Source organism: Nocardia sp. NPDC050799 (assembly GCF_040654015.1).
Lineage (GTDB): Bacteria > Actinomycetota > Actinomycetes > Mycobacteriales > Mycobacteriaceae > Nocardia.
The window spans coordinates 15,706-35,971 of sequence record NZ_JBFAHF010000048.1 but is presented as its reverse complement, the minus strand read 5'-3'; the positions used below and the strand labels follow the sequence as shown (position 1 = coordinate 35,971).

At 67.0% G+C, this 20,266-nt stretch carries 19 protein-coding genes; 16 read left to right on the top strand and 3 right to left on the bottom strand.

Annotation, left to right across the window (positions count from 1 at the left end; translation table 11 throughout):
* Positions 1 to 258 precede the first annotated feature (258 nt).
* The 5 genes from AB0H42_RS32185 (at position 259) to AB0H42_RS32165 (ending at position 5,630) form a co-directional block, all read left to right on the top strand.
* Positions 259 to 1,599, top strand: coding sequence for an MFS transporter (locus tag AB0H42_RS32185; RefSeq protein ID WP_357062846.1), 1,341 nt, complete (start codon positions 259 to 261; stop codon positions 1,597 to 1,599).
* On the top strand, positions 1,596 to 2,927 hold the full coding sequence (locus AB0H42_RS32180) for an MmgE/PrpD family protein (protein ID WP_357062844.1): 1,332 nt from the start codon (positions 1,596 to 1,598) through the stop codon (positions 2,925 to 2,927). Before AB0H42_RS32185 ends, AB0H42_RS32180 begins: the two co-directional genes overlap by 4 nt.
* Entirely contained in the window at positions 2,863 to 3,909 is a 1,047-nt protein-coding gene (locus AB0H42_RS32175; RefSeq protein ID WP_357062843.1) for an asparaginase domain-containing protein, read from the top strand. The genes AB0H42_RS32180 and AB0H42_RS32175 overlap by 65 nt, the downstream gene beginning before the upstream one ends.
* The gene (locus AB0H42_RS32170) at positions 3,906 to 4,796 is read left to right on the top strand and encodes a polysaccharide deacetylase family protein (RefSeq protein ID WP_357062841.1); all 891 of its coding nucleotides are present in this window, start codon (positions 3,906 to 3,908) and stop codon (positions 4,794 to 4,796) included. Before AB0H42_RS32175 ends, AB0H42_RS32170 begins: the two co-directional genes overlap by 4 nt.
* Positions 4,797 to 4,973: 177 nt before the next feature.
* Positions 4,974 to 5,630, top strand: coding sequence for a GntR family transcriptional regulator (locus tag AB0H42_RS32165; RefSeq protein WP_357062840.1), 657 nt, complete (start codon positions 4,974 to 4,976; stop codon positions 5,628 to 5,630).
* 355 nt (positions 5,631 to 5,985) lie between these two features.
* Here AB0H42_RS32165 and AB0H42_RS32160 read toward each other — a convergent pair whose 3' ends face one another.
* Positions 5,986 to 6,270: a DUF2268 domain-containing putative Zn-dependent protease gene (locus tag AB0H42_RS32160; RefSeq protein ID WP_357062857.1), complete on the bottom strand. Its 285-nt coding sequence runs from the start codon at positions 6,268 to 6,270 to the stop codon at positions 5,986 to 5,988.
* A gap of 487 nt (positions 6,271 to 6,757) precedes the next feature.
* Between AB0H42_RS32160 and AB0H42_RS32155 the strand changes: the two genes are divergently transcribed.
* From AB0H42_RS32155 to AB0H42_RS32140, 4 genes are read left to right on the top strand one after another with little or no spacing between them, the layout of a single operon-like run.
* Entirely contained in the window at positions 6,758 to 7,654 is an 897-nt protein-coding gene (locus tag AB0H42_RS32155; protein WP_357062839.1) for a hypothetical protein, read from the top strand.
* Between the two features lie 30 nt (positions 7,655 to 7,684).
* The gene (locus AB0H42_RS32150; RefSeq protein ID WP_357062837.1) at positions 7,685 to 8,299 is read left to right on the top strand and encodes a hypothetical protein; all 615 of its coding nucleotides are present in this window, start codon (positions 7,685 to 7,687) and stop codon (positions 8,297 to 8,299) included.
* On the top strand, positions 8,296 to 9,795 hold the full coding sequence (locus tag AB0H42_RS32145) for a pyruvate, phosphate dikinase (RefSeq protein WP_357062835.1): 1,500 nt from the start codon (positions 8,296 to 8,298) through the stop codon (positions 9,793 to 9,795). Before AB0H42_RS32150 ends, AB0H42_RS32145 begins: the two co-directional genes overlap by 4 nt.
* Entirely contained in the window at positions 9,792 to 11,402 is a 1,611-nt protein-coding gene (locus AB0H42_RS32140) for a PEP-utilizing enzyme (RefSeq protein WP_357062833.1), read from the top strand. The genes AB0H42_RS32145 and AB0H42_RS32140 overlap by 4 nt, the downstream gene beginning before the upstream one ends.
* 68 nt (positions 11,403 to 11,470) lie before the next feature.
* On the opposite strand, the gene AB0H42_RS32135 is transcribed toward AB0H42_RS32140, so the two are convergent.
* On the bottom strand, positions 11,471 to 12,022 hold the full coding sequence (locus tag AB0H42_RS32135; protein WP_357062831.1) for a helix-turn-helix domain-containing protein: 552 nt from the start codon (positions 12,020 to 12,022) through the stop codon (positions 11,471 to 11,473).
* 419 nt (positions 12,023 to 12,441) lie between these two features.
* On the opposite strand from AB0H42_RS32135, the gene AB0H42_RS32130 reads away from it, so the two are divergent.
* The 7 genes from AB0H42_RS32130 (at position 12,442) to AB0H42_RS32100 (ending at position 19,786) form a co-directional block, all read left to right on the top strand.
* Positions 12,442 to 13,608: a cytochrome P450 gene (locus AB0H42_RS32130; RefSeq protein ID WP_357062829.1), complete on the top strand. Its 1,167-nt coding sequence runs from the start codon at positions 12,442 to 12,444 to the stop codon at positions 13,606 to 13,608.
* Between the two features lie 423 nt (positions 13,609 to 14,031).
* Complete coding sequence (locus AB0H42_RS32125; RefSeq protein WP_357062828.1) at positions 14,032 to 15,342, top strand: nucleotide disphospho-sugar-binding domain-containing protein; 1,311 nt, start codon at positions 14,032 to 14,034, stop codon at positions 15,340 to 15,342.
* 157 nt (positions 15,343 to 15,499) lie between these two features.
* On the top strand, positions 15,500 to 16,498 hold the full coding sequence (locus AB0H42_RS32120; RefSeq protein WP_357062826.1) for a phytoene/squalene synthase family protein: 999 nt from the start codon (positions 15,500 to 15,502) through the stop codon (positions 16,496 to 16,498).
* Positions 16,499 to 16,507: 9 nt separating this feature from the next.
* Positions 16,508 to 16,861 (top strand): lycopene cyclase domain-containing protein, encoded by a 354-nt coding sequence (locus tag AB0H42_RS32115; protein ID WP_357062825.1) that lies wholly within the window; start codon positions 16,508 to 16,510, stop codon positions 16,859 to 16,861.
* A complete protein-coding gene (locus AB0H42_RS32110) occupies positions 16,858 to 17,190 on the top strand; it encodes a lycopene cyclase domain-containing protein (protein ID WP_357062823.1) in 333 nt (110 codons plus the stop codon). Before AB0H42_RS32115 ends, AB0H42_RS32110 begins: the two co-directional genes overlap by 4 nt.
* The gene (locus tag AB0H42_RS32105) at positions 17,187 to 18,776 is read left to right on the top strand and encodes an FAD-dependent oxidoreductase (protein ID WP_357062822.1); all 1,590 of its coding nucleotides are present in this window, start codon (positions 17,187 to 17,189) and stop codon (positions 18,774 to 18,776) included. The genes AB0H42_RS32110 and AB0H42_RS32105 overlap by 4 nt, the downstream gene beginning before the upstream one ends.
* Entirely contained in the window at positions 18,773 to 19,786 is a 1,014-nt protein-coding gene (locus AB0H42_RS32100) for a DUF5914 domain-containing protein (protein WP_357062820.1), read from the top strand. The genes AB0H42_RS32105 and AB0H42_RS32100 overlap by 4 nt, the downstream gene beginning before the upstream one ends.
* Before the next feature lie 34 nt (positions 19,787 to 19,820).
* Here AB0H42_RS32100 and AB0H42_RS32095 read toward each other — a convergent pair whose 3' ends face one another.
* Positions 19,821 to 19,946 (bottom strand): hypothetical protein, encoded by a 126-nt coding sequence (locus tag AB0H42_RS32095; protein WP_357062818.1) that lies wholly within the window; start codon positions 19,944 to 19,946, stop codon positions 19,821 to 19,823.
* Between the last annotated feature and the right edge of the window lie 320 nt (positions 19,947 to 20,266).

The following is a 20,266-nucleotide window of genomic DNA, read 5'->3' as shown; positions in this document are numbered from 1 at the left end:
ATCGGTCGGTCCCGGCGATGTGACGTGCACCGGATCACAACCTCGACGCCGTCTTAATGTATACCACGGTGTACAAGCTAGTGGCATCTATTGACAGCTTGTATACAGCAGAATACCGTATCCGCTGTGAGCTACGACACCTAGGCTCTGATATCACTCCGCCGGCCCGCCCCACCGCGAGCCGGCTCTGTGTGACCGGGGCGAACGCGCAGCGATGCGAGTCGTCGGGCCACAGTCACATTCGAAGGAGAGCACCACATGATCAACGAAGACCCACCTCGGGGCACAGGCACATTGCCGGCGAAAGCGGCGGCGCCCGCCACGATGCGGGAAGCGTCCAAGGTGGCACGGGCCGCGTTCATCGGCACCACCATCGAGTGGTTCGACTTCTACCTCTACGCAAGCGCAGCCACGCTGGTGTTCCCGCAGAAATTCTTCCCCGGCCTCGGGCCGGCCGGAGGCGCGCTCGCCTCGTTCGCCACTCTTACCGTGGCTTTCGTCGCGCGGCCGGTCGGCGGTGTTGTCTTCGCGCATTTCGGCGACCGGGTCGGCCGCAAGGCAACTCTGGTCGCGTCGTTGCTGCTGATGGGTGTGAGTACCTGCCTGGTCGGTCTTCTTCCTACTTACGAGACGATCGGCGCGCTGGCGCCGATCGCGCTGGTGCTGTTGCGTTTCGTCCAGGGTGCCGCGGTCGGTGGCGAGTGGGGCGGCGCGGTACTGATGGCGACCGAGTTCGCGCCACCGGCCTCGCGTGCACGTCTTGCCAGCTGGCCGCAGCAGGGCGTAACCGCCGGTCTCATCCTGTCCACAGCCGTCCTGCTTCTCGTAACCACGACGATTCCGAACGAGGCATATCTCGCATGGGGCTGGAGGATCCCGTTCATCGGAAGCCTCCTCCTGATCGTGGTGGGCCTGATAATGCGTTTGAAGGTCCGTGAGTCTCCGGTCTTCGAGGCCGCCCGGGAAGCGTCACAGTCGGAGCCGGAGGGTCAGCTGCCCATCCTGGAGGTATTCCGCCGTCACACCCGCAAGACGGTCCTGGCGTCTGTTGCGTATATCGCCGTCAGCACGACGTTCTACATCGCGTTCGTGTACCTGCTCTCGCACGCGACCAGCGACCTCGAGATGAGCAAGACCGCCGCGCTGACAGCGATCCTGGTGGCGGCGTGCTTCTACTCGGTCGGGATCATGCTGTCGGCGCGGATCGCGGACATGCGGGGTCGTCGCCCGGCGTTGCTCATCGGCCTGATCGGGGCACTGGTGACCAGCGTCCCCATGCTTCTGCTGGTGCAGACGGGAGATCCGGTCCTGTTCGCAGTGGGTTTATCGATCTTCTCCGTGCTGGTCGGTATGAGTTACGCGCCGGTCGGCGTATATTTCGCCGAGCTCTTCCCCACGGTCGTCCGGTACTCCGGTATGACTGCCACGAATCAGGTCGGCTCACTGTTCGGCGCTGCGATCGCCCCTTTCGTCGCCGCCATGCTCTATCAGGCGTTCGGTATGGTCGCCGTGGGCATCTACTTGATCGCAGTGACCGCCGTGAGCGCTGTAGCGGTTATGTTGCTCGGGGAGACCCGGGGTACGGAGATCGAGCGATGACCGTCGCGGATGCGCTCGGACGCGCGTGCGACACGGTGAGTGTGCTCGATCTGGACCGAGTCCCGCCCGAATCGATCGAGAAAGCCCTGCGCATCATCGCCGACTGTCTCGCTGTGTCGGTGGCCGGACACCGAACCGAGCCGATGTCGGCGCTCGTAGCAGCCGATACGAGCGGCGGTCTCGTCAGCAGGGGTGCCGGGCAGAATCCATTCCATCGATCGACGGTGTGGGATGGTGGGCGAGCGCCGGCCCACCATGCCGCTTTCCTCAACGCGACAGCCGGAAGCTTCCTCGAACTCGACGAGGGGATGCGGCCGACAGGTCATCCCGGCATGCAGCTCGTTCCTGCCGCGATCGCCGCCGCGGAGGAGGACCACGCGTCCGGTGCGGAACTCGTGCGTGCTGTGATCGCCGGCTACGAGCTCAGCGCACGCCTGTTCCGTGCTGTCCGACTCCGGCCCGGTGCACACCCGCATGGTCATGTGGGCGCTCTCGGGGCGGCGTTGGCGATCTCGGTACTGCGTGGCACAGATGCCCGAGCGGCCACGGCGATCGCATCGACTCTGCCGCTGGCCTCCACTTGGCAGGCGTGCTACGACGGTGCGACCGCGCGCAATGCCTATATGGGGCATGCGGCCGCGCTCGGCGTGCGGTCCAGTGATCTGGCGCGCGCGGGTTTCACCGGCTCCTTCGCGTCCTTCGGCTTCTCACTCGGCGAACTGCTCGGCGCAGGTCTGGACGAAACGCCGCTGGTCGGCGAGTTGAGGTACGAGGAATTGGCGATCGATGCGGGTTACTTCAAGGTACACAGTGCCTGCGCGCTGACTCATACCGCGATCGATGCCGCACTCGACCTCCTCGAGTCGGAACCCTTCACTCCGGATGCGGTCGTGGAGGTACGGATCGACACTGTGGCAGCGGCACGCAAGGTCGACGTTCAGGAGGTGCCCAACGATCTGTCCTGCCGATTCTCGCTCCCGTATGCGGTCGCGACGGCTCTGGTCACCGGGGCGAGCGGCCCCGAAGCGTTCCGATACCGACCGGATATCGCGGCGCTCGCTCGGCGGGTGGCGGTTCACGTGGACCCACAGCTGGAAGAGCGGTGGCCGGTGTCTTCGCCGGCACGGGTTCGGGTCGAGTTGGACGGCCGGGTTCTCGAGTCGCTGGTGGAGAACCCGGTCGGCCACCCACCGCGCGTCCTCTCCGCGGAAGAGCATTTCGCGAAGTTCGCCACCGCGATCTCGGATCCGGACCGTGCGCAGGATGCGTGGACGCGGATCATGGAACTCCCGCGCCTCGCCGATGTCGACTCACTGCTGGGATGGTGATGGTATGGCCGAGCAGATGCTGACTCTCCTGGGCACCGGTGGCACGATCTCCACACTCCCTGGCGCCGACGGTGCCATCCCACGAATGACTGCGAACGAACTGGCGGGTTCGCTCGGTGTGGACCGAATTCGCGCCAGAGACGTCTTCACCAGATCATCGCGCGAAATCGGGCCCGAAGAGGCATGGATCATGGCGTCGGCGATCGAGGACGAAATCCGTGCGGGTGCGACGGGTGTAGTGGTAACCCACGGAACGGACACGATCGAGGAGACCGCGTACGCGCTCGCTCTGCTGGTCGACCCACGCATCCCCATCGTCCTCACCGGGGCCATGCGCTCACCACACATGCCCGGCGCCGACGGACCCGCGAACCTGCGCGCTGCGGCCTGCGCGGCGTCGTGCGCGGAGGTCGCCGACTACGGTCCTGTCGTGGTGATGCACGATGAGATCCATCTCGCGTCGCTGGTCACCAAAGGCCATGGGGCGAGCGTCTCCGCGTTCAGCTCGCCGGCTGCGGGGCCGGTCGGTCGAATCGTCGAGAACGAGCCGCTTCTTCTCCTCGGACCACCGCGCCGATCAGCTCTGCTGTCACGGCGAACCGCACCCACCAAACGCGTCGAGATCGTGAACGTTTGCGGCGGTGACGACGGACTCGCCGTCGACAGCGCGGCAGCGCGATCCGACGGACTTGTACTCGCGGGTACCGGCGCCGGCCATGTATCCGCCGCCGCGGCGGTCGCCGCGGAGAGAGCGGTCGCCGCGGGCGTCGCGGTGGTGTTCGCCAGCAGATGCGCGGACGGGCTGACGCTTGCCGGGACCTACGGCGGTCCTGGTTCGGAGACGGAGCTGCTACGCGCGGGTCTGGTCCGCAGCAGGTTCCTGAACCCCGCAAAAGCACGACTCCGGCTACTCTTCGGGCTGTCCGCGGGCCTCGAACCCGACGAGCTCTTCCCCTCGACCGAGAAGGGAGCCGCACGGTGACCTCGAGAGACTTCATCGGCTATGGTGCCCACCCTCCGGATTTCGCCTGGCCGAACGGGACACGCGTCGCGGTGAACGTGGTGCTGAACTACGAGGAAGGCGGCGAGCGGAACGTGCTCGACGGTGACACGGCCCGAGAGACTCTTCTGGAAGCGCATTACTCGGTACCCGACGGGGCCCGAGAATTGTTCGCCGAGTCGACCTTCGAGTACGGCAGCCGAGTCGGTGTGTGGCGGGTGCTCGATACGCTCGACGAGGTGGAGGTGACTCCTACGGTCTTCGCTACCGCGCTTGCCCTGGAACGTAATCCGGCAGTGACCGCAGCGTTCCTGGCCCGGGAGTGCGATCTGGTCGGTCACGGCTATCGCTGGGTTCCGCACGCGTACCTGTCGGTAGCGGAGCAGCGGCAAGACATCGAGCTCGCGGTGGAAACCATCCGCCGGATCACGGGCAAACAGATCAACGGGTGGTTCACCAGGCCCCCGAACACCGTGCACACCCGATCTCTCCTGGCCGCCGCCGGGCTCACCTATGACGCCGGTTCGGTCAGTGACGACCTACCCTATTACGAGGATGTCGATGGGAAGCCGTTTCTCATCGTGCCCTACTCCCTGGACGTGAACGACACCAAGTTCTACAAGGGGCAGTTCTTCACGGGGCGCGACTTCGCCGACTACGCGATCGACGGACTCGACGCAGCACTGGCCGGGCGCAGACCGACTGTCTACTCCATCGGGTTACACGCCCGGATCATCGGGCGCCCCGCCCGGCTGGCCGGCTTGCGCCGTGTGCTCGACCATCTTGTCTCGCGCGACGACATCTGGATCGCACGCCGCGATGACATCGCATCCTTCTGGCGTGAGAACTTTCCCCCGGACGAGGGTTGATTCTCTCGGCGGGCATACCCGAACCGGTTTCAGAAGGGAGGAGTCCAGCGGCCTGTGCATCGCCGGCTGACCGCGAACCGGCCGTGACCACCTGGGCAGTACTCGATGTGCGACCCGATCGCAGGGGCTCCGCGAGGTCCGCGGAGACTACCGTACCCTCGAACCGTAGGAGGATTGATGAGTACGACCGTATACGAGCGATTGCGAGGGTCCATCCTCGACGGCACATTGTCGCCCGGACAGGTGGTCTCCGAGAATCAACTCGCGAGCGAATTGGGTGCCTCACGCACCCCGGTACGCGAGGCATTGCACCGCCTGGAAGTCGAGATGCTCGTCGAGCGTATCGGCCGAACGGTCCGGGTACGCACCACCAGCCCCGAGGAGATCCTCGACATCTACGAAGTGCGCATCACTCTCGAAGGTGCGGCCGCGAGAGGTGCTGCCCGCAGGTCGACCGAACTCGATCGCGCGCGCCTGCGCGCGGCGAACGCATCGATGCGCGCCGCCGGAAACGACCCCAGAGAACGAGCTGCCACCAACAGGGAATTCCACGAGACACTCTGGCATGCGAGCCACAGCCCTACTCTCGTGGACCTGTTGAAACGCCTGAACGTCCACCTCATTCGCTATCCGACCACCACCCTGGAAGACGATGACCGCTGGCGGACTGTACTCCTCGAGCACGACGCCATGATCGAGGCCATCGAGAACCAAGATGTCGTCCGGGCGCAGTCGCTCGCCGAATCCCATATGACCGGGGCACGTGAAGTCCGGCTCAAGATGATGACACAGCGAGTCGCTGCAGAAGGTGTGAACGAGACCGGTGGCAGCTGACCGGTGCCTTCGAGATCCTGGATCATCGGTTTCGGTAGTTCACCGGGATGGTGCGGCGCCAGCTCCTGCGGCAGGTTCCCGGCAAGTCCGCGCGCCAATCGGTGGTGCCCTGTCGACCCGGACGGCCGAACCCGAGTTACTCCAGGAGTGACAGTCGCAGCCGCATCCGGCTGTGCACACCCGACCTGGATGTCGATGACCACGGCGATAGGTGGCCGCGAGGAGGAATATCACAACCCGGTGACGACACACCCGCTCCCATCGGCCTCCGGCTCATGCAGTAGTCCGTCGCGGGTACCTCTGGTGACGGTCGAGCCGGCGATCAGACCGTGCACCCGGCTTCCGGCCGCGGCATCTATCGGTCGGCCGCGAGCGCGGTGGCGATTACTTCCGCGCTGTCGGCGTGCAGAGCCTGGGCCGCGGACTTACCCGTCGCCGCGAGGTAGGCGTCGACCAACCTGTTACCGGCGGAATACCCCGCTCCCGTGGGCAGTCCCACCGGGGTCACGCCCAGGTGCTCGGCGATGGTGTCGCCGTGTACCCAGGCAACGCAGTTCTGCATTCCGGTGATGTCAGTCCGGAAACAACTTCGGTGAGCGACTCGCCGACGTCGAGCGGATCGACCGGCACCAAAAGGCATGTGCCGGATCGCGGTCTCGATCCACATCGGCGAAGTGTCCGCGCACGAAGTCCCGGCATGATCTCCCGCGACGGACAACCGACCTCGCTCGGGTACGCTGTCGCGCTTTTCCCAGGAGGAACTTGAATTCTGGCAGATCCATCTATTCGACAGACGCCCGTGGGACCGGTCTGCACATCGGGCGGAACGCCAACAGGGCAACACGCAGTGTCGGATCCCGCTGACATCGACCATATCTCGGTCTGTCGACCGATCGGCACATAAATTGACACGACCGTCATTTCGTATAGCCTCATCATCTGCACAGTGACCCGGCGCCGTGCGTGACCGGGCGTCGTGGCCGCGGTCCTGTGCGGTCGTTCACTGTCCACGTCCGCGCACCGTATATCGCGCCGGCAAAGAGCCGGTGGGCGCCGATGTACGTCCGGCCGGCCCGGCCGCGGGCCGAATCCGGATCTTCGCGCCTCCTGAACAGAAGGGACCCCCGATGACCACCGCCACCCCGACCGCACAGAGTTGGGGCAAGCTGTCCGAGCCGATACGTTCCGACGCCGCCGGCGTCGACGACCCGGCGTGGAAGGACAATGCCTATCTCTCGTTCTGGGATTCCGCCGCAGCGGTATTCGGCACGGTGCACGTCTCGACATCGCCGAACGCGCCCGGTACCCGCCGGGCCCGGTTCAGCGTGTCCGTGGCGGGCCGGGTCACCGAAGTGGTCGAAACGCTCGAGGTGGGGACCTTCAGCAGTGAGAGTATTCATTTCGGCTTGGACGGCCGGGTACGTGTCGAACACCCGCTCGTCTCCGCCGAACTCGTCAACGCTCCGCTGTTCGCCGCCGCCGATTACGCTGCCAACAACGCTATCCCGGCGCTGGGCGCCGCCGCGCCGCTACAGCACTTCCAGCAGGCGTGCACCGTCACGGGCGATGTCACGGTGGATGGTACGACGGTGACCACAGCCGGCCGCGGTATGCGTGACCGTACCTGGGGATTTCGGGACGAATCCTCGCAATGGGTCGAATTCGCGGCCCTGTTCGCGGTGGACGAGTCGGCTTTCGTCACGGCGATGAAGTTCCGGCACGCCGACGATTCGCTGACCGCGGATGGTTTCGTCATCGACAGTGCCGGTTCGACGGCGATCACCGCGATCTCCTTCGCCCGGGACGCGGCCGCCCAATTCCGCTGGGCCCGCCTCGAACTCGAGGACGATACGACCCGGCTGGTATCGCTGGGTGCCCGTCTCGGCGGATTCCGGGTGCCGGCGGGACCTGCCGAGACCGACGGACCGGCGCTGGGGGTCTACGACGACTTCCTGTCGTTCGATACCGACGGCCGCGGCGGCGAGGGCATTTTCGAGCAGGCGATCCTACACCGGGTCGCCTGATCGGCGGCGACGAGAGAGAGCGGATACGCCATGCCATATGTCCTGCGCGTTCTTCAGGCTGCGCGTTTCAAAGGTCGTCCCACCGAGTCCGATCTCGCCGCCGCGGCAGGCCTCACCGATACCGCGCTGTCGAGCGTGCTGGAGCCGCTCCTGGCAGCGGGGGAACTCCAGCGCGCGGGCACCCGCGTCAAGATCACCGCGGCGGGCCGGGCGCGACTCGGCGAATTGCTGGTGGCCGAGCGGGCCACTGTCGACCAAGTACTGCTGCGACAGCGCTACCTCGGCTTCGGCGTAGTGAACGACGACCTCAAACAGCTGGTCACCGACTGGCAGCTGATCAACGGTACGCGCCCGAACGACCACACCGATGCCGACTACGACGCACGGATCGTGGCGCGGCTGGGTGAGCTGCACGAGCGGTTCGCACCGCTGCTCGCGGAATTCGTCGAGCTCGCGCCGCGCCTGGCGCAGTACCGGGACCGGCTCGCCGGGGCCCTGGCGAAGATCCGCTCCGGCGATTCGGCCTGGCTGGCCCGGCCGCTCGTCGACAGCTATCACACCGTGTGGTTCGAACTGCACGAGGAATTGATCGGTCTCGGCGGCATGTCCCGGGTGCGGGAAGAGGCCGCGGGGAGGGCCGAGTGAGCGCTGCCGGACACCCCTCGGTCCTCTCACTCCGCCCCGCGACCACCGCGGGCCCGGAGCTGCTGGGCGGCAAAGCATGGAGCCTGCAGCGGATGTCGGCGCTCGGGATCCCGGTCCCACCGGCTTTCGTCCTCACCACCGAGGTGTGCCGGCGGATGGACAGCGCGGGGCAGTCGCTGCCTCCTGATATATGGAATGCGGTGCCCGCCGCTGTGGCGGAGCTGGAGACGGCCACCGGCCGCCGCTTCGGCGCCGGGCCGCGGCCGCTTCTCGTCTCGGTGCGCTCGGGCGCGGCGACCAGCATGCCCGGGATGATGGATACCGTACTCAACCTGGGAACGAACGACGAGGTCGAACGGGCACTGGCCGATCAGTTCGGGGACATTGCCTTCGCCGCCGACACCCATCGCCGGTTCCGTGCACAGTTCGAGAAGGTGGTCGGCCGGCCTCCGGTCGCGGACCCGTGGGAGCAGTTGCGCCGCGCGATCGACGCGGTGATCGACTCCTGGCGGTCACCGCGGGCTGTCGGATATCGCGAGAGTCGTGGCCTGTCCCACGATGCCGGGACAGCGGTCACCGTGCAGGCGATGGTCTTCGGCAATCTCGACAACCGTTCGGGCACCGGCGTACTGTTCACCCGCAACCCGCTCTCCGGCGGTGCCGAACCCTACGGTGAGTGGCTGCCGCGTGGTCAGGGCGAGGACGTGGTGTCCGGTCGCGCCGACGCGCTCGCGCTCGCGGAGCTGGCCGCCTCCATGCCGGAGGTACACACCGAACTGCTCGCCGCTGCGGCCCGGCTGGAGGCCGACGCCCGGGACGTGCAGGATATCGAGTTCACGGTGGAGAGCGGCACGCTGTGGCTGCTGCAGTCACGGGTCGCCAAACGCACCCCGGAGGCCGCGATCCGGCATGCGGTACTCCTTCGGCAGGCCGGCCTGATCACCGCCGGCGAAGCGCTCGACCGGGTGACACCCGAGCAGGTTCGCGCCGTGCTGGACCCGCGGCTCGACCGCGCCGAGCCGGCCGCGGCCGCTGCGGTGGCAACCGGCAAACCGGCGTGTCCGGGTATTGCCACCGGTCGCGTCGTCACCGACTCCGGCGAAGCCGCGGAACGCGCGGATCGGGGTGAAGCGGTGATCCTGGCCCGGCCCACCACCGACCCCGACGATGTGATGGCCATGTCGGTGGCCGCGGCGGTGATCACCGAGCTCGGCGGGTCGACCTCGCATGCGGCGGTGGTCTGCCGTGAGATGGCCGTACCGTGCGTGGTCGGTTGCGGTACCGGATCACTCACCGTGCTGGCCGGACAGACGGTCACCGTCGACGCGACGGCTGGAGCGGTGTATCGCGGCGAGCTCACCGTCGTCTCCGGCGCCTCGGCCGATGATCCCGATCTCGCGCTGCTCACCCGATGGGCACGCGCGGAATCCCCATACGGCGCGCCGGGTTCGTTACCCGAGCTGCTCCTGCGACGCAAGAAGGAGAGAGTGCGATGAGCACCCGCGAAATCGTCGAGGAAACGCTCGACAACACGACGATCGATCCCGCGGTCACCTGGACCACCGGTAACGTCGCGGAGGCGTTCCCGGGTGTGTTCACGACACTGGGCTTCACCTTCGTCAACGCGTCGGTGGAATTGGCGACCCGCACCACGTTCCGGAATCTGGGTGTCCTGACCGGGAAACAGGTCTGTGTTCCCGATCAGCCGGAGGACATGTTCTGGACATTGTTCGCCGGGCGGGCCGCGGCCAATATCGACAAGTTCCGGGAGATCGCGAACATCACCCCCGGTACCTCGGCGACGGCGGTCGAACAGCAGCTCTTCGGCTATGTCCGGCCCGGGACGGTCGACGCGAACAGTACCCGGCGCTATCCCGTCATCGTCGCGAAAGCGCCTGCGGCGGTGCTCCGGCTGCCCAAGCGGCACGACGCCGAATTCGCCGAACTGCGCCGCTGGCGGCTCGCCCATCTGGACAGTATCGACACACTCGACCACACGGGATGCGTCGAACTGCTCGACGACGCGCAGCAGCGATTCCAGCGCATGCTGACCAAACATATGCTCGTCGCGTTCGTCAGTTCCGGGCTCGCGGACCGGGTCACCGATATGCTGGCCGGACTCGATCTGGCCCACCTCGGGCCGGCGCTGCTGTCCGGAGTCGGCTCGGACGAGAGCGAGATCGCGCACGATCTGTGGGCACTGGCGCACGACGAGATCACGCTGCGCGAGTTCACCGACCGGCACGGCTACCACGGTAACAACGAGGGACAGCTATCCGGTGTCACCTGGCGCGAGGACCCTACCCCGGTACTCAACCGGCTCGCGGACTATCGGGCTGTCGACGCGGCCAGTCCACGGGCGCCGCGGAATCGGAGCCGGGAACAGATCGATGCCCGGCAGCGAGCCCTGGCCGAGCTCCAGGCGGCCCTGCCCCGGCGCAAGCGCCGCAGCGCGGCCCGGTACGTGCGGTGGGCCGCCCGCTGGATCGCCCTACGCGAGCAGGGCAAGGCCGGGTATCTGCTGACCTTCGATATCGCCCGGGCCGCCATGCGGCGGCAGGGCGCACTGCTGGTCGAAGCGGGCGTGATCGACGACATCGACGACGTCTTCCACCTGTCCTACGCCGACGTGTGCGCAGGCGTCACCGGTGACCGGCGCGCACTCGTCGCGGCTCGCCGGGCACAGTACGACCAGCGTTGCGACTACCGGCTGCCGCAGGCCTGGGCCGGCATACCGCAGCTGATCAAGGCCGGCGAGATCGAGGCTCCCGCCCTGGATATCTCCGGCGTCGTGACCGGCGTGGCAGCCAGTGGTGGCATAGTCGAGGGGCGGGCCCGGGTGGTGCGCGATCCGTCGACCACCGAACTCGACGACGGCGATATTCTCGTCTGCGAGACGACCGACCCGAGCTGGGTGTCGTTGTTCCTCGTCGCCGCCGGAGTCGTCACCGACTACGGCGGCCTGCTCAGCCACGGGCCGATCGTGGCCCGCGAACTCGGAATTCCCTGTGTCTGCGGCACCGAGAACGGCAGCTACCGGATCCGCGACGGCCAGCACATCCGCTTGGACGGCGATGCGGGCACTGTCACCGTCCTCGGATGAGCCGGACGGTGCGGTATCGGATCCGCCCCGTCGGCCGGTGGGTCGGGTACGGTGCGCACCGGCCGCGGCTACCAGAGAGCGCCGCGCAGCAGGGCAGTCAGTTGGTCGATCATCGGCTCGAGCCGGTCCTCGGCTCCGACGAACCCCGCGTACATGCTCATTCCCCACACCACGGCGATGAGCACCTCGGTGGCAGTCGCGATATCGACATCCGGCCCGATGGTCCCGTCGGCCGCGGCGGCCTCGAGTGCGGGCCGGATGAAACCGCGTACATTGTCGATCTGTCCCTCCGCCCAGTCGCCGAGCTCCGGATCGCGCAGCGCGTCGAACAGCGAGGCGGCGAGAAACCTGACGTAGGTGCGGTTCTCGGAATCGGCCCGCATGGTGATGCGCAGGAACGCGGCCATCCGGTCGGCGAGGTCGGTCGCCACCCCGGCGTCGGCGATACCGGCGGTGATCACACTGTCCTTGTCGGCTTCGAACAATGTGCGGTAGAGCTCGTCCTTGCTCCGGAAGTAATGGTTGATATTGGTGCGGGTCACCCCGGCCCGGGCCGCGATGTCGGTGAATGTCGCACGGTCGTAGCCGACTTCGCTGAACAGTCCACGCGCCGCCCGCAAGATGACGTCCCGTGTATGCGCTCCGTCCGATCCGGGCGGGCGCCCGCGGCCACGACGGGGTCGCGCTGCCGAGCCGGTCATCACCGCGCTACCTCTCGTCGGCCCCTCCCCGGGTGCTGTCGCCGCCCGGCACACCGTCCCGGCCCAACTCCCGGAGCGAACACTCGCGGCGGGCACACGTTCCGAACGGACAGCACCGGACAGAGTGTAGCTGTCCGGTATCCCGTGGTCCGGGAGCCGTCCCGTGGGGTTCGTGCCGCCTGTTCCCGAGCCCGGGAACGCCCCCGCAGACCTGATCCCTCGTTCGCTGTCCGCAACTGCTGTCTGGAGTTCTCTTGTTGAGCACCGTCCCGCCCGGAACGCCTGCCCCGTCCTGCCCCGTCCGTCCGATCTCCCCGTTCGATTCCGACGATCCACGAATGCCGCTGTTCGCGCCGGAATTCGCCGCCGACCCCCACGCCTATTACCGCGAAATGCGAAAGCAGTACCAGTCTTTGATGCCGGTGGAACTGGCACCCGGCGTACCCGCCACGCTCGTGATCGATTACCGGACCGCGGTGCGGATCTTGAACGATCCCGAGCACTTCCCGGCCGATCCGCGCACCTGGCAGCAGGATATGCCCGCCGATTGCCCCGTCCTACCGATGATGGAATGGCGTCCGATGGCGACCCGCAGTGCCGGGGCGGAAGCGGCACGCTACCGTCGGGCCACCACCGAAAGTGTCGATGAGGTCGATCTCTACGCACTGCACACCACGGTGGAAGAGATCGCCATCTCGTTGATCAACGCCTTCTGCGAGGACGGCAGTGCCGATCTGATCAGTCAGTACACCTTTCCGCTGATCTTCGGAGTGCTCAATGCGCTGTTCGGCTGCCCGCCGGAGGTGGGCCAGAAGATGGCTGCCGGGATGGCGGCGATCGTCGAGGGTATCGATGCCGATCACGGCAACAGGATGATCAGTGAGGCGATGCTGGAGCTGGTCGCCCTGAAGCGGGCCGAACCCGGCCAGGATATAACCTCCGCGCTGCTGCGGCATCCGGCCGAGCTCGACGATCTGGAGATGGTCCACCAGCTGGCCAGTCAGTACGGCGCGGGGATCGAATTCCAGCAGAATTTCATCGTCAACACGCTCCTGTTCATCCTCACCGACGACCGGTTGGGCGGCGGTGTGCTGGGCGGGAGCCTGTCCACCCGGGAGGCGCTCGACGATGTTTTGTTCAACGACCCGCCCTTGGCGAATTACCTGCTCACCTACCCGCGGCAGCCGATCCTGATCGACGACGCCTGGCTGCCCGCCCATCAACCTATCGTCGTCAGTATCGCGGCCTGTAACAACGATCCGATGGTTCGCAGTGGTGATCGGACCGGCAACCGCTCCCATCTCGCTTGGGGTGTCGGCCCGCGCACCTGTCCCGCCCAGTCCATGGCCTACCTGATCGCGCAGGATGCCATCGACCAGCTGCTCGACGCCCTTCCCGAGATCCGGTTGACCGAACCCCCGACCTGGCGACCCGGGCCCTTCCATCGGTCGCTGACCTCGTTGCGGGTGGATTTCCCGGCGTCGTCGCCGCTGCGCATATCCTGATCGGGGTTCGGCCCGCCCCTGACCGGCCCGCGGTCTGCCCTCCGCTCGCCAGAGATACCAGCGGCGCGTCGTATCGGTCGTATCGCCGAGTTCTGAAATACTTTTCTGCGTGACAAGTCCGCAGGGGAGTGTGTAGTAGTTCGGCCCGGCCGGCGCTGAGTAGCGCCAGGGCTCGCGTCGGGTGGCTCTACTTTGCCTCGTGCGGAGGCAAGATGACGCACGGCAGCGCGTGAAGGGCCGACCAGAGACTGTATGGCCGGTTTTGCGGATCGTGTTCGATACACGTCGCAACCACTGCGCGGGCTGTCGAGTGTGTCCGTCAGGTCGCCCCGTCGCGGGCGGCGGTCGTGGGTACCGGTGCGACCGATCGGCGAGCATGAACCACCGGGTGGCATGGTGGATCACCAGCGAAGGAATCTCGGCATGGCTCGATATCTCGTGGCGGCGAGTCCGATACCCGGGCATGTGAGACCCATGTTGGCCTTGGCGGTGGAACTCCGGCACCGCGGTCATCAGGTGCGGTTTCTGACCGGTGCGCCATTCCACGAAATGGTGGCGGCACAGGGTGTGCCCTGCTCGGTCCACCCGCTGGCCGCGGCGGGGACGCCGGCCGAGCGATTACGCGGCCGGCCTCCGGGTCTGCTCGGCCGGTGGCGAACCGGGCGATCGGAGCTGCGCTCGGTCTTTCTCGATCCGATGGTTGCGCAGTTCCGCGCGGTGACCGCCGAGCTGGACGGCACGAGTGTCGACGCCCTGCTCGTCGACGTGATGTTCACCGGTGCCATTCCGTTGTTGCTGGCGGAGACGGCGCGTCCCCCAGTGCTGGCCTGCGGTGTCGTACCGCTGATGCTGTCCAGTGCGGACACTCCGCCGTTCGGTATGGGCCGGCAGCCGCAGTCGGGCCGCGACTACACGGCGATGAACTGGTTCGTCCGGCACATGTTGTTCGGTGGTACGCAGCGACGACTCGATGCGATGCTGCGCGAACTCGGTCTCGGGCCCGCGCCGCGGTATCTGCTCGATTGGCCCGCGCTGGCGGACCGGCTGCTCCAGTTCACGGTGCCCGGCTTCGAGTATCCGCGCGGCGATCTGCCCTCGTCGGTGGTGTTCACGGGACCGGTCCCGGACGGCGGCTCTGCGGACGCTCCGCCGGTGAGCTGGTGGAGTGAGCTGTCCGGAGCGAAGACCATCGTTCACGTGACCCAGGGGACCTGGGACAACCGTGATCTCGACCAGCTGATCCGGCCTACGCTCACGGCGTTGAGCGGGCGCGCGGATATTGTCGTCGTGGCGTGCACGGGTGGTTCGCGGGCGCCTCTGGGTCCGGTCCCGCCCAACGCGTACGTCACCGATTTCGTCCCCTACTCCCATCTGCTCCCGCGCGTCGACCTGATGATCACCAACGGTGGTTACGGTGGTGTGCAACAGGCCCTCCGTTGCGGGGTACCGCTCATCGTCGCGGGTGACAGTGCCGACAAGCCGGAGATCGCGGCGCGGGTGGCATATACGGGAGCGGGGATCGATCTGGGTACTGCGCGCCCACGACCCGCAGCGGTGGCGGCGGCGGTCGACCGAGTGCTGAACAACGGCGAATACCGCACAGCAGCGGCCGGGTTGGCGCGGGAAATGGCGGAGGTGTCGCCCTTCGAGGTGATCTCGGACGTCCTCGCCGAGCTGGTAGGGGCACGGTTCCGGGAAGGCATGCGGTCTTTTCGAGACGGAGGATCTCGATGAAAACAGCGACTTTCGGCCTCACCCGACCTGCCGGTACCGGATCTCGCCACGGGTTTCCAGCGGCGGCACATCCGGCTTCGAGCGCTCGACGAGCCGCCAGCGTATCTGCGGCGAGGCGCCCCTTCGTGCCCGGCTCGACGGTAGATCGGACATCGAGATGACCCGCGGGGAGCTCGACGCGGCGGGCATCACCGATCCACGGCTGCGGCAGTCGTACCAGTGCTGCCGCGCGCTCAATGCCGCCCACGGCAAAACCTTCTTCCTGGCGACCCGGCTGCTCGCGCCCGATCAGCGGCCGGCCGTGCACGCTCTCTACGGCTTCGCCCGGCGTGCCGATGACATCCTCGACGAGTTCCACCCGGAGCTGACCCCGGGCGAGCGTGCGGCCCGGTTGCAGGTGCTCGCCGCGCAGTTCGGCTCGGGGGACATCGCCGGCGAGCCGGTACTGGCCGCGGTGTTGCACACGGCCGAGACCTATCGGATACCCAGGCACCTGTTCGATGCGTTTCTGACGTCGATGCGTATGGATCTGTCGGTCACCGACTACCCGGATCGGGACGCGCTGGACCGTTACGTCTACGGTTCGGCGGAGGTGATCGGCCTGCAATTGCTACCGGTCCTGGGTAGCACCGGCTCGGTGGCGGCGGCCGCGCCGTACGCCGCGTCACTCGGGAAGGCCTTTCAGCTCACCAACTTCTTACGCGATATCGACGAAGATCTGGCCCGCGGCCGCGTCTACCTGCCGGCCGACGAACTGGCGGCCTACGGTGTGGACCGCGAATTGTTGCTGTGGTGCCGCCGGCATCGCCGGGTCGAGCCGAGGGTACGGCGCGCGCTGGCCGAACAGCACGAGATCACCAGGGGTGTCTACGCGTACGCCCGCCGTGGGATCGAACTGCTGGCACCGCGATCACGTCCCTGCGTGGAGACGGCGGCGGTCTTGTACAGCGAGATTCTCGATCGGATAGAAGCGCGCGATTTCGAGGTGTTCGGTAGCCGGGCCACGGTCGGACACGGGCGGCGGATGCGGGTCGGGGCGGCGGGTTTGCTCCGTGCGTGGCGGGCCGGCCGGACGAATAGTCCCAGCACGCCTCCGGCCGGGACGGATCTACGGTCGCCACTGTCCGATATCGACGATCCGCGTGAGCACGGCTGAGGAGACCGCATGGATCACTGGCACTATCTGCTCGCGCTGCTGGTCTGTCTTGCCCTGACGGCGCCGCTGGAGTTCTTCGGTGCGGGTGTTTATCGACGGCCGCGATTGCTGCTGGGCGCGCTGTGGCCCGCCGCGGCGCTCTTCATGATCTGGGACCTGGCGGCGATCGCCGCGGGTGTGTGGAGCTTCAACGACCGATACACCCTCGGGGTGCTCTTACCTGGTGCGATGCCGTTGGAGGAGTTGCTGTTCTTCGTCGTCGTGCCGGTATGCGGACTACTCACCTTCGTCGCCGTCGAGACGCTGCTCGGGGTGCGGCACCGCCGCCGGCACGCCAACGCCGAGAACACAGCCGGACGATGAACCTCACTGGAGTCGGATACACCTTGCCCGCCATTGCCGCGGTTGTCGTGGTGTGCCTGGCCGAGCGGACGTTATTGCATACCGGGCTGTTCCGCCGTCCGGCCTACTGGCTGACGATGCTGATCGTTTTGGGTTTCCAGATCCTGGTGGACGGCTGGCTCACCAGGCTCGATGCGCCGATCGTCGTGTACAACCCGGACCACATTCTCGGACTCCGATTTCCGTGGGACATTCCAGTGGAGGACTTCCTGTTCGGATTCGCCCTGGTGACCGCGGCCCTGCTGGGCTGGGAGCACACCCGACAGCGACAGCCAGAGGCTCGCCGATGACCGCGGCGAGCACCGGATATGGGCGAGATCGGCAGCGCGTGCGTTATCCGGCGACACCGGGTCATCGCGATCTGAGTCGGCACGGGTCGCCACCCCGGGTGGTCGTGGTCGGCGCCGGGATCGCGGGCCTGGCGGCCGCGACGGGCCTGGCCGAACGGGGCTGCCACGTCGAGGTCGTCGAACGGGAGCGGTATCTGGGCGGACGCGTGGGTGGGTGGAGCGAACGACTCGCCGACGGCACCGTCGTGGGCATGAACCGCGGCTTCCACGCCTTCTTCGCGCAGTACTACAACCTGCGAAAGTTGCTGATACGCAGTGACCCTCAGCTGAGCAGACTGCGCCGACTGGAGGACTATCCGCTGGTCGACGCCTACGGCCGCTGCGACACCTTCCGTGGGCTGCCGCGCACCCCGCCGTGGAACGCGCTGGCCTTCGCACTACGCAGCCCCACCTTCCGGCTACGCGACCTGGTCCGGATGGATCCGCGCGCCGCGGCGCCGCTGGCCGCGGTGTCGGTGCCGGAGATCTACGCCCGGCTCGATCACCTCGATGCGGAAACGTTTCTGCGCGACATCAACTTTCCGGAGGCGGCCCGGCACCTGGCGTTCGAGGTGTTCTCGCGGAGCTTTTTCATCGACCCGGCGCGCATGTCCGCTGCCGAGCTGGCCACGATGTTCCACATCTACTTCCTCGGATCCAGTGAGGGCCTCGTCTTCGACGTCGCGCGGGATAATTTCGACGTCAGCCTGTGGACGCCGCTTGCGAAGTATCTTGCCGGGCCGCGCACGCCGACGCGGCCCGGCACGGTCGTCTTCCGGCTGGGTGTATCCGTCGACCACATCGACACCGAAGGCGACGGATTTCGGCTGGCCGACAGCACCGGAGCAACGTCGCGAGCCGATGCGGTGGTGCTCGCCGCCGATATCCCCGGGCTGCGCCGCATCGTCGCGGCGTCACCAATGCTCGGTGACGCCGAATGGCGCGCGCGGGTGTCCGCATTGGCCAGCGCACCGGTATACGCGGTGCACCGGCTCTGGCTGGATCGTCCGGTGCGGGCCGAACGACCGTGTTTCCTCGGCACCGGGGGGCTGGCTCCGCTCGACAACATCAGCGTGCTGGATCGTTACGAACAACAGGCGGCGAACTGGGCTGGTGACACTGCCGGCAGCGTCGTCGAACTGCACGCTTACGCGGTGGCCGATACGACACCGACGCCTGTGGCTCGGGCAGAGTTGCGCAACAGGTTGCTGGCGCGGCTGCACTCGCTGTACCCGGAGACCACGAGGGCGCAGATTGTCGGGGAGACCCTACTGTGGCACCAGGACTGCCCGCGCTTCTCGCCCGGAGACTTCGCCGCACGCCCTGGCATCGGCACCCCTCATCCTCGACTGGTCCTGGCCGGTGACGGTATCCGCGTCGATCTGCCGGTGGCCTTGATGGAACGCGCCGCGACCACCGGCTGGATCGCGGCCAACACCATACTGCGCCAGTGGGATGCGGCCGGACACACTCTGCACACGGTCCCCGCCCGGGGACGTTCGGCGTTGCTGCGCACATTCGCGACTCGCGAAAGGCTACTCCGATGAGCGGCCGCACCGCACCTGCCAGGTGGCCGAAGAACTCTCCTTTACAACGCTTCTCTCCGGAGAAGTGGTCACGGCAGCAACCGACCTGTCAGGACGCGGACCCCGGCTTGATCGAGGCCGCACTGCGCTGGTCGCAACAGCGCCCCTCGGGTAATTGGTACGCCATCGCCGCGAGCAGAGCGGTCGGCAGCGGCCATCCCTTCGGTACCAGGGTCGGCGGCCGGGAGATCGTCGCCTGGCGCGACGACGCAGGCATTCTGCACGCAGGCCCCGGCGCCTGCCCACATCTGGGTGCACCTCTGGCGTCCGCGCAGGTCGAGAACGACGCGCTGATCTGCCGCTGGCACGGTCTTCGGGTCGGGCCCGGTGGCAGCGGCTCGCGATGGTGCCCCTACCCGAGCTTCGACGACGGTGTGCTGGTGTGGGTGAGGTTGGACTCGCTGGGGGCGGAGCCGCCGACCGACGCGCCGATCATCGGTCCGCGTCCCACCGACCCTGCGGTACATGCGGTGACCCGGCTGGTCGGGGTATGCGAGCCGCGCGACATCATCGCCAATCGGCTCGACCCCTGGCACGGCTCCTGGTTCCACCCCTACTCGTTCGCTCGCCTGGAGGTGACGCGGACACCTCCGCGCAAAGGGATCACCGAGGAAAACCACCGGTTCCTGCTCGACGTGACATTCCGGGTGACCCGGCGGCTCGGCGTACCGGTGCAGGCCGAATTCAGCTGCCCGGACCCCCGCACCATCATGATGCGCATCGTCGACGGGGAAGGGGCAGGCAGTGTCGTCGAAACACACGCCACCCCGATGGGTCCCGGCTCGGACGGCCGTATGCGTACGGCGGTGGTGGAAGCGACCATCGCGAGTTCCGAACGGCCGGGTTTCCGGCACGCGCACCGGGTGCTGCCGCTGCTGCGCCCGGTTCTCGATCGCGCGGCGACACGGTTGTGGCGCGACGACATGGCCTACGCCGAACGTCGATACCTCTTGCGTACCGATCGACCATGAGAGCGGCCGGGTACCGGCGAACAGCCAGGAGCGGTCACTGCTGAGCAGAATTGTGGTCGCGCAGCTGGTCGCGTTCGGCGGTCGAAAAGGCGTTGGTGTGGCGTAGCTCGGTGTTGGTGTCTTCGAGTTCGAGATGCGCATCTCCGTCTGACCACGCCATCCATCGGCATCGACACAGAGGAGGGTGGTCGGGCCCGAGCATGACCAGGGCCGTCGGTGTCTTCCCGGCGGCCGGTACTCGGCTCAGTGGTAGCCGGCCAACTCCGACTCGACACGGGGGACCCATTATGAACCCCGATTGACAGTCCAGTTCTGCACCGATAAATTTGAAAAAATCATGGGTACTTTGTTGATCTTCCTGTAATCACACCCCGACGCGTCGAGCGCCGCTCCCCAGATGAGCGCGTCTCCGCGTTTTTCACCCACTACGTCCTCCGGTCCCGACCGGCTCATCCGACGTATGGGTTCCGTGATCACGGC

Coding starts and splice junctions, on each gene's coding strand:
- AB0H42_RS32165 (WP_357062840.1), top strand. CDS start 4,974: ATGAGTACGACCGTATACGAGCGATTGCGAGGGTCCATCCTCGACGGC.
- AB0H42_RS32100 (WP_357062820.1), top strand. CDS start 18,773: ATGAGCGGCCGCACCGCACCTGCCAGGTGGCCGAAGAACTCTCCTTTA.
- AB0H42_RS32110 (WP_357062823.1), top strand. CDS start 16,858: ATGAACCTCACTGGAGTCGGATACACCTTGCCCGCCATTGCCGCGGTT.
- AB0H42_RS32160 (WP_357062857.1), bottom strand. CDS start 6,270: ATGCCTTTTGGTGCCGGTCGATCCGCTCGACGTCGGCGAGTCGCTCAC.
- AB0H42_RS32125 (WP_357062828.1), top strand. CDS start 14,032: ATGGCTCGATATCTCGTGGCGGCGAGTCCGATACCCGGGCATGTGAGA.
- AB0H42_RS32105 (WP_357062822.1), top strand. CDS start 17,187: ATGACCGCGGCGAGCACCGGATATGGGCGAGATCGGCAGCGCGTGCGT.
- AB0H42_RS32140 (WP_357062833.1), top strand. CDS start 9,792: ATGAGCACCCGCGAAATCGTCGAGGAAACGCTCGACAACACGACGATC.
- AB0H42_RS32180 (WP_357062844.1), top strand. CDS start 1,596: ATGACCGTCGCGGATGCGCTCGGACGCGCGTGCGACACGGTGAGTGTG.
- AB0H42_RS32175 (WP_357062843.1), top strand. CDS start 2,863: ATGCGTGGACGCGGATCATGGAACTCCCGCGCCTCGCCGATGTCGACT.
- AB0H42_RS32115 (WP_357062825.1), top strand. CDS start 16,508: ATGGATCACTGGCACTATCTGCTCGCGCTGCTGGTCTGTCTTGCCCTG.
- AB0H42_RS32120 (WP_357062826.1), top strand. CDS start 15,500: ATGACCCGCGGGGAGCTCGACGCGGCGGGCATCACCGATCCACGGCTG.
- AB0H42_RS32150 (WP_357062837.1), top strand. CDS start 7,685: ATGCCATATGTCCTGCGCGTTCTTCAGGCTGCGCGTTTCAAAGGTCGT.
- AB0H42_RS32155 (WP_357062839.1), top strand. CDS start 6,758: ATGACCACCGCCACCCCGACCGCACAGAGTTGGGGCAAGCTGTCCGAG.
- AB0H42_RS32185 (WP_357062846.1), top strand. CDS start 259: ATGATCAACGAAGACCCACCTCGGGGCACAGGCACATTGCCGGCGAAA.
- AB0H42_RS32130 (WP_357062829.1), top strand. CDS start 12,442: ATGCCGCTGTTCGCGCCGGAATTCGCCGCCGACCCCCACGCCTATTAC.
- AB0H42_RS32095 (WP_357062818.1), bottom strand. CDS start 19,946: ATGGCGTGGTCAGACGGAGATGCGCATCTCGAACTCGAAGACACCAAC.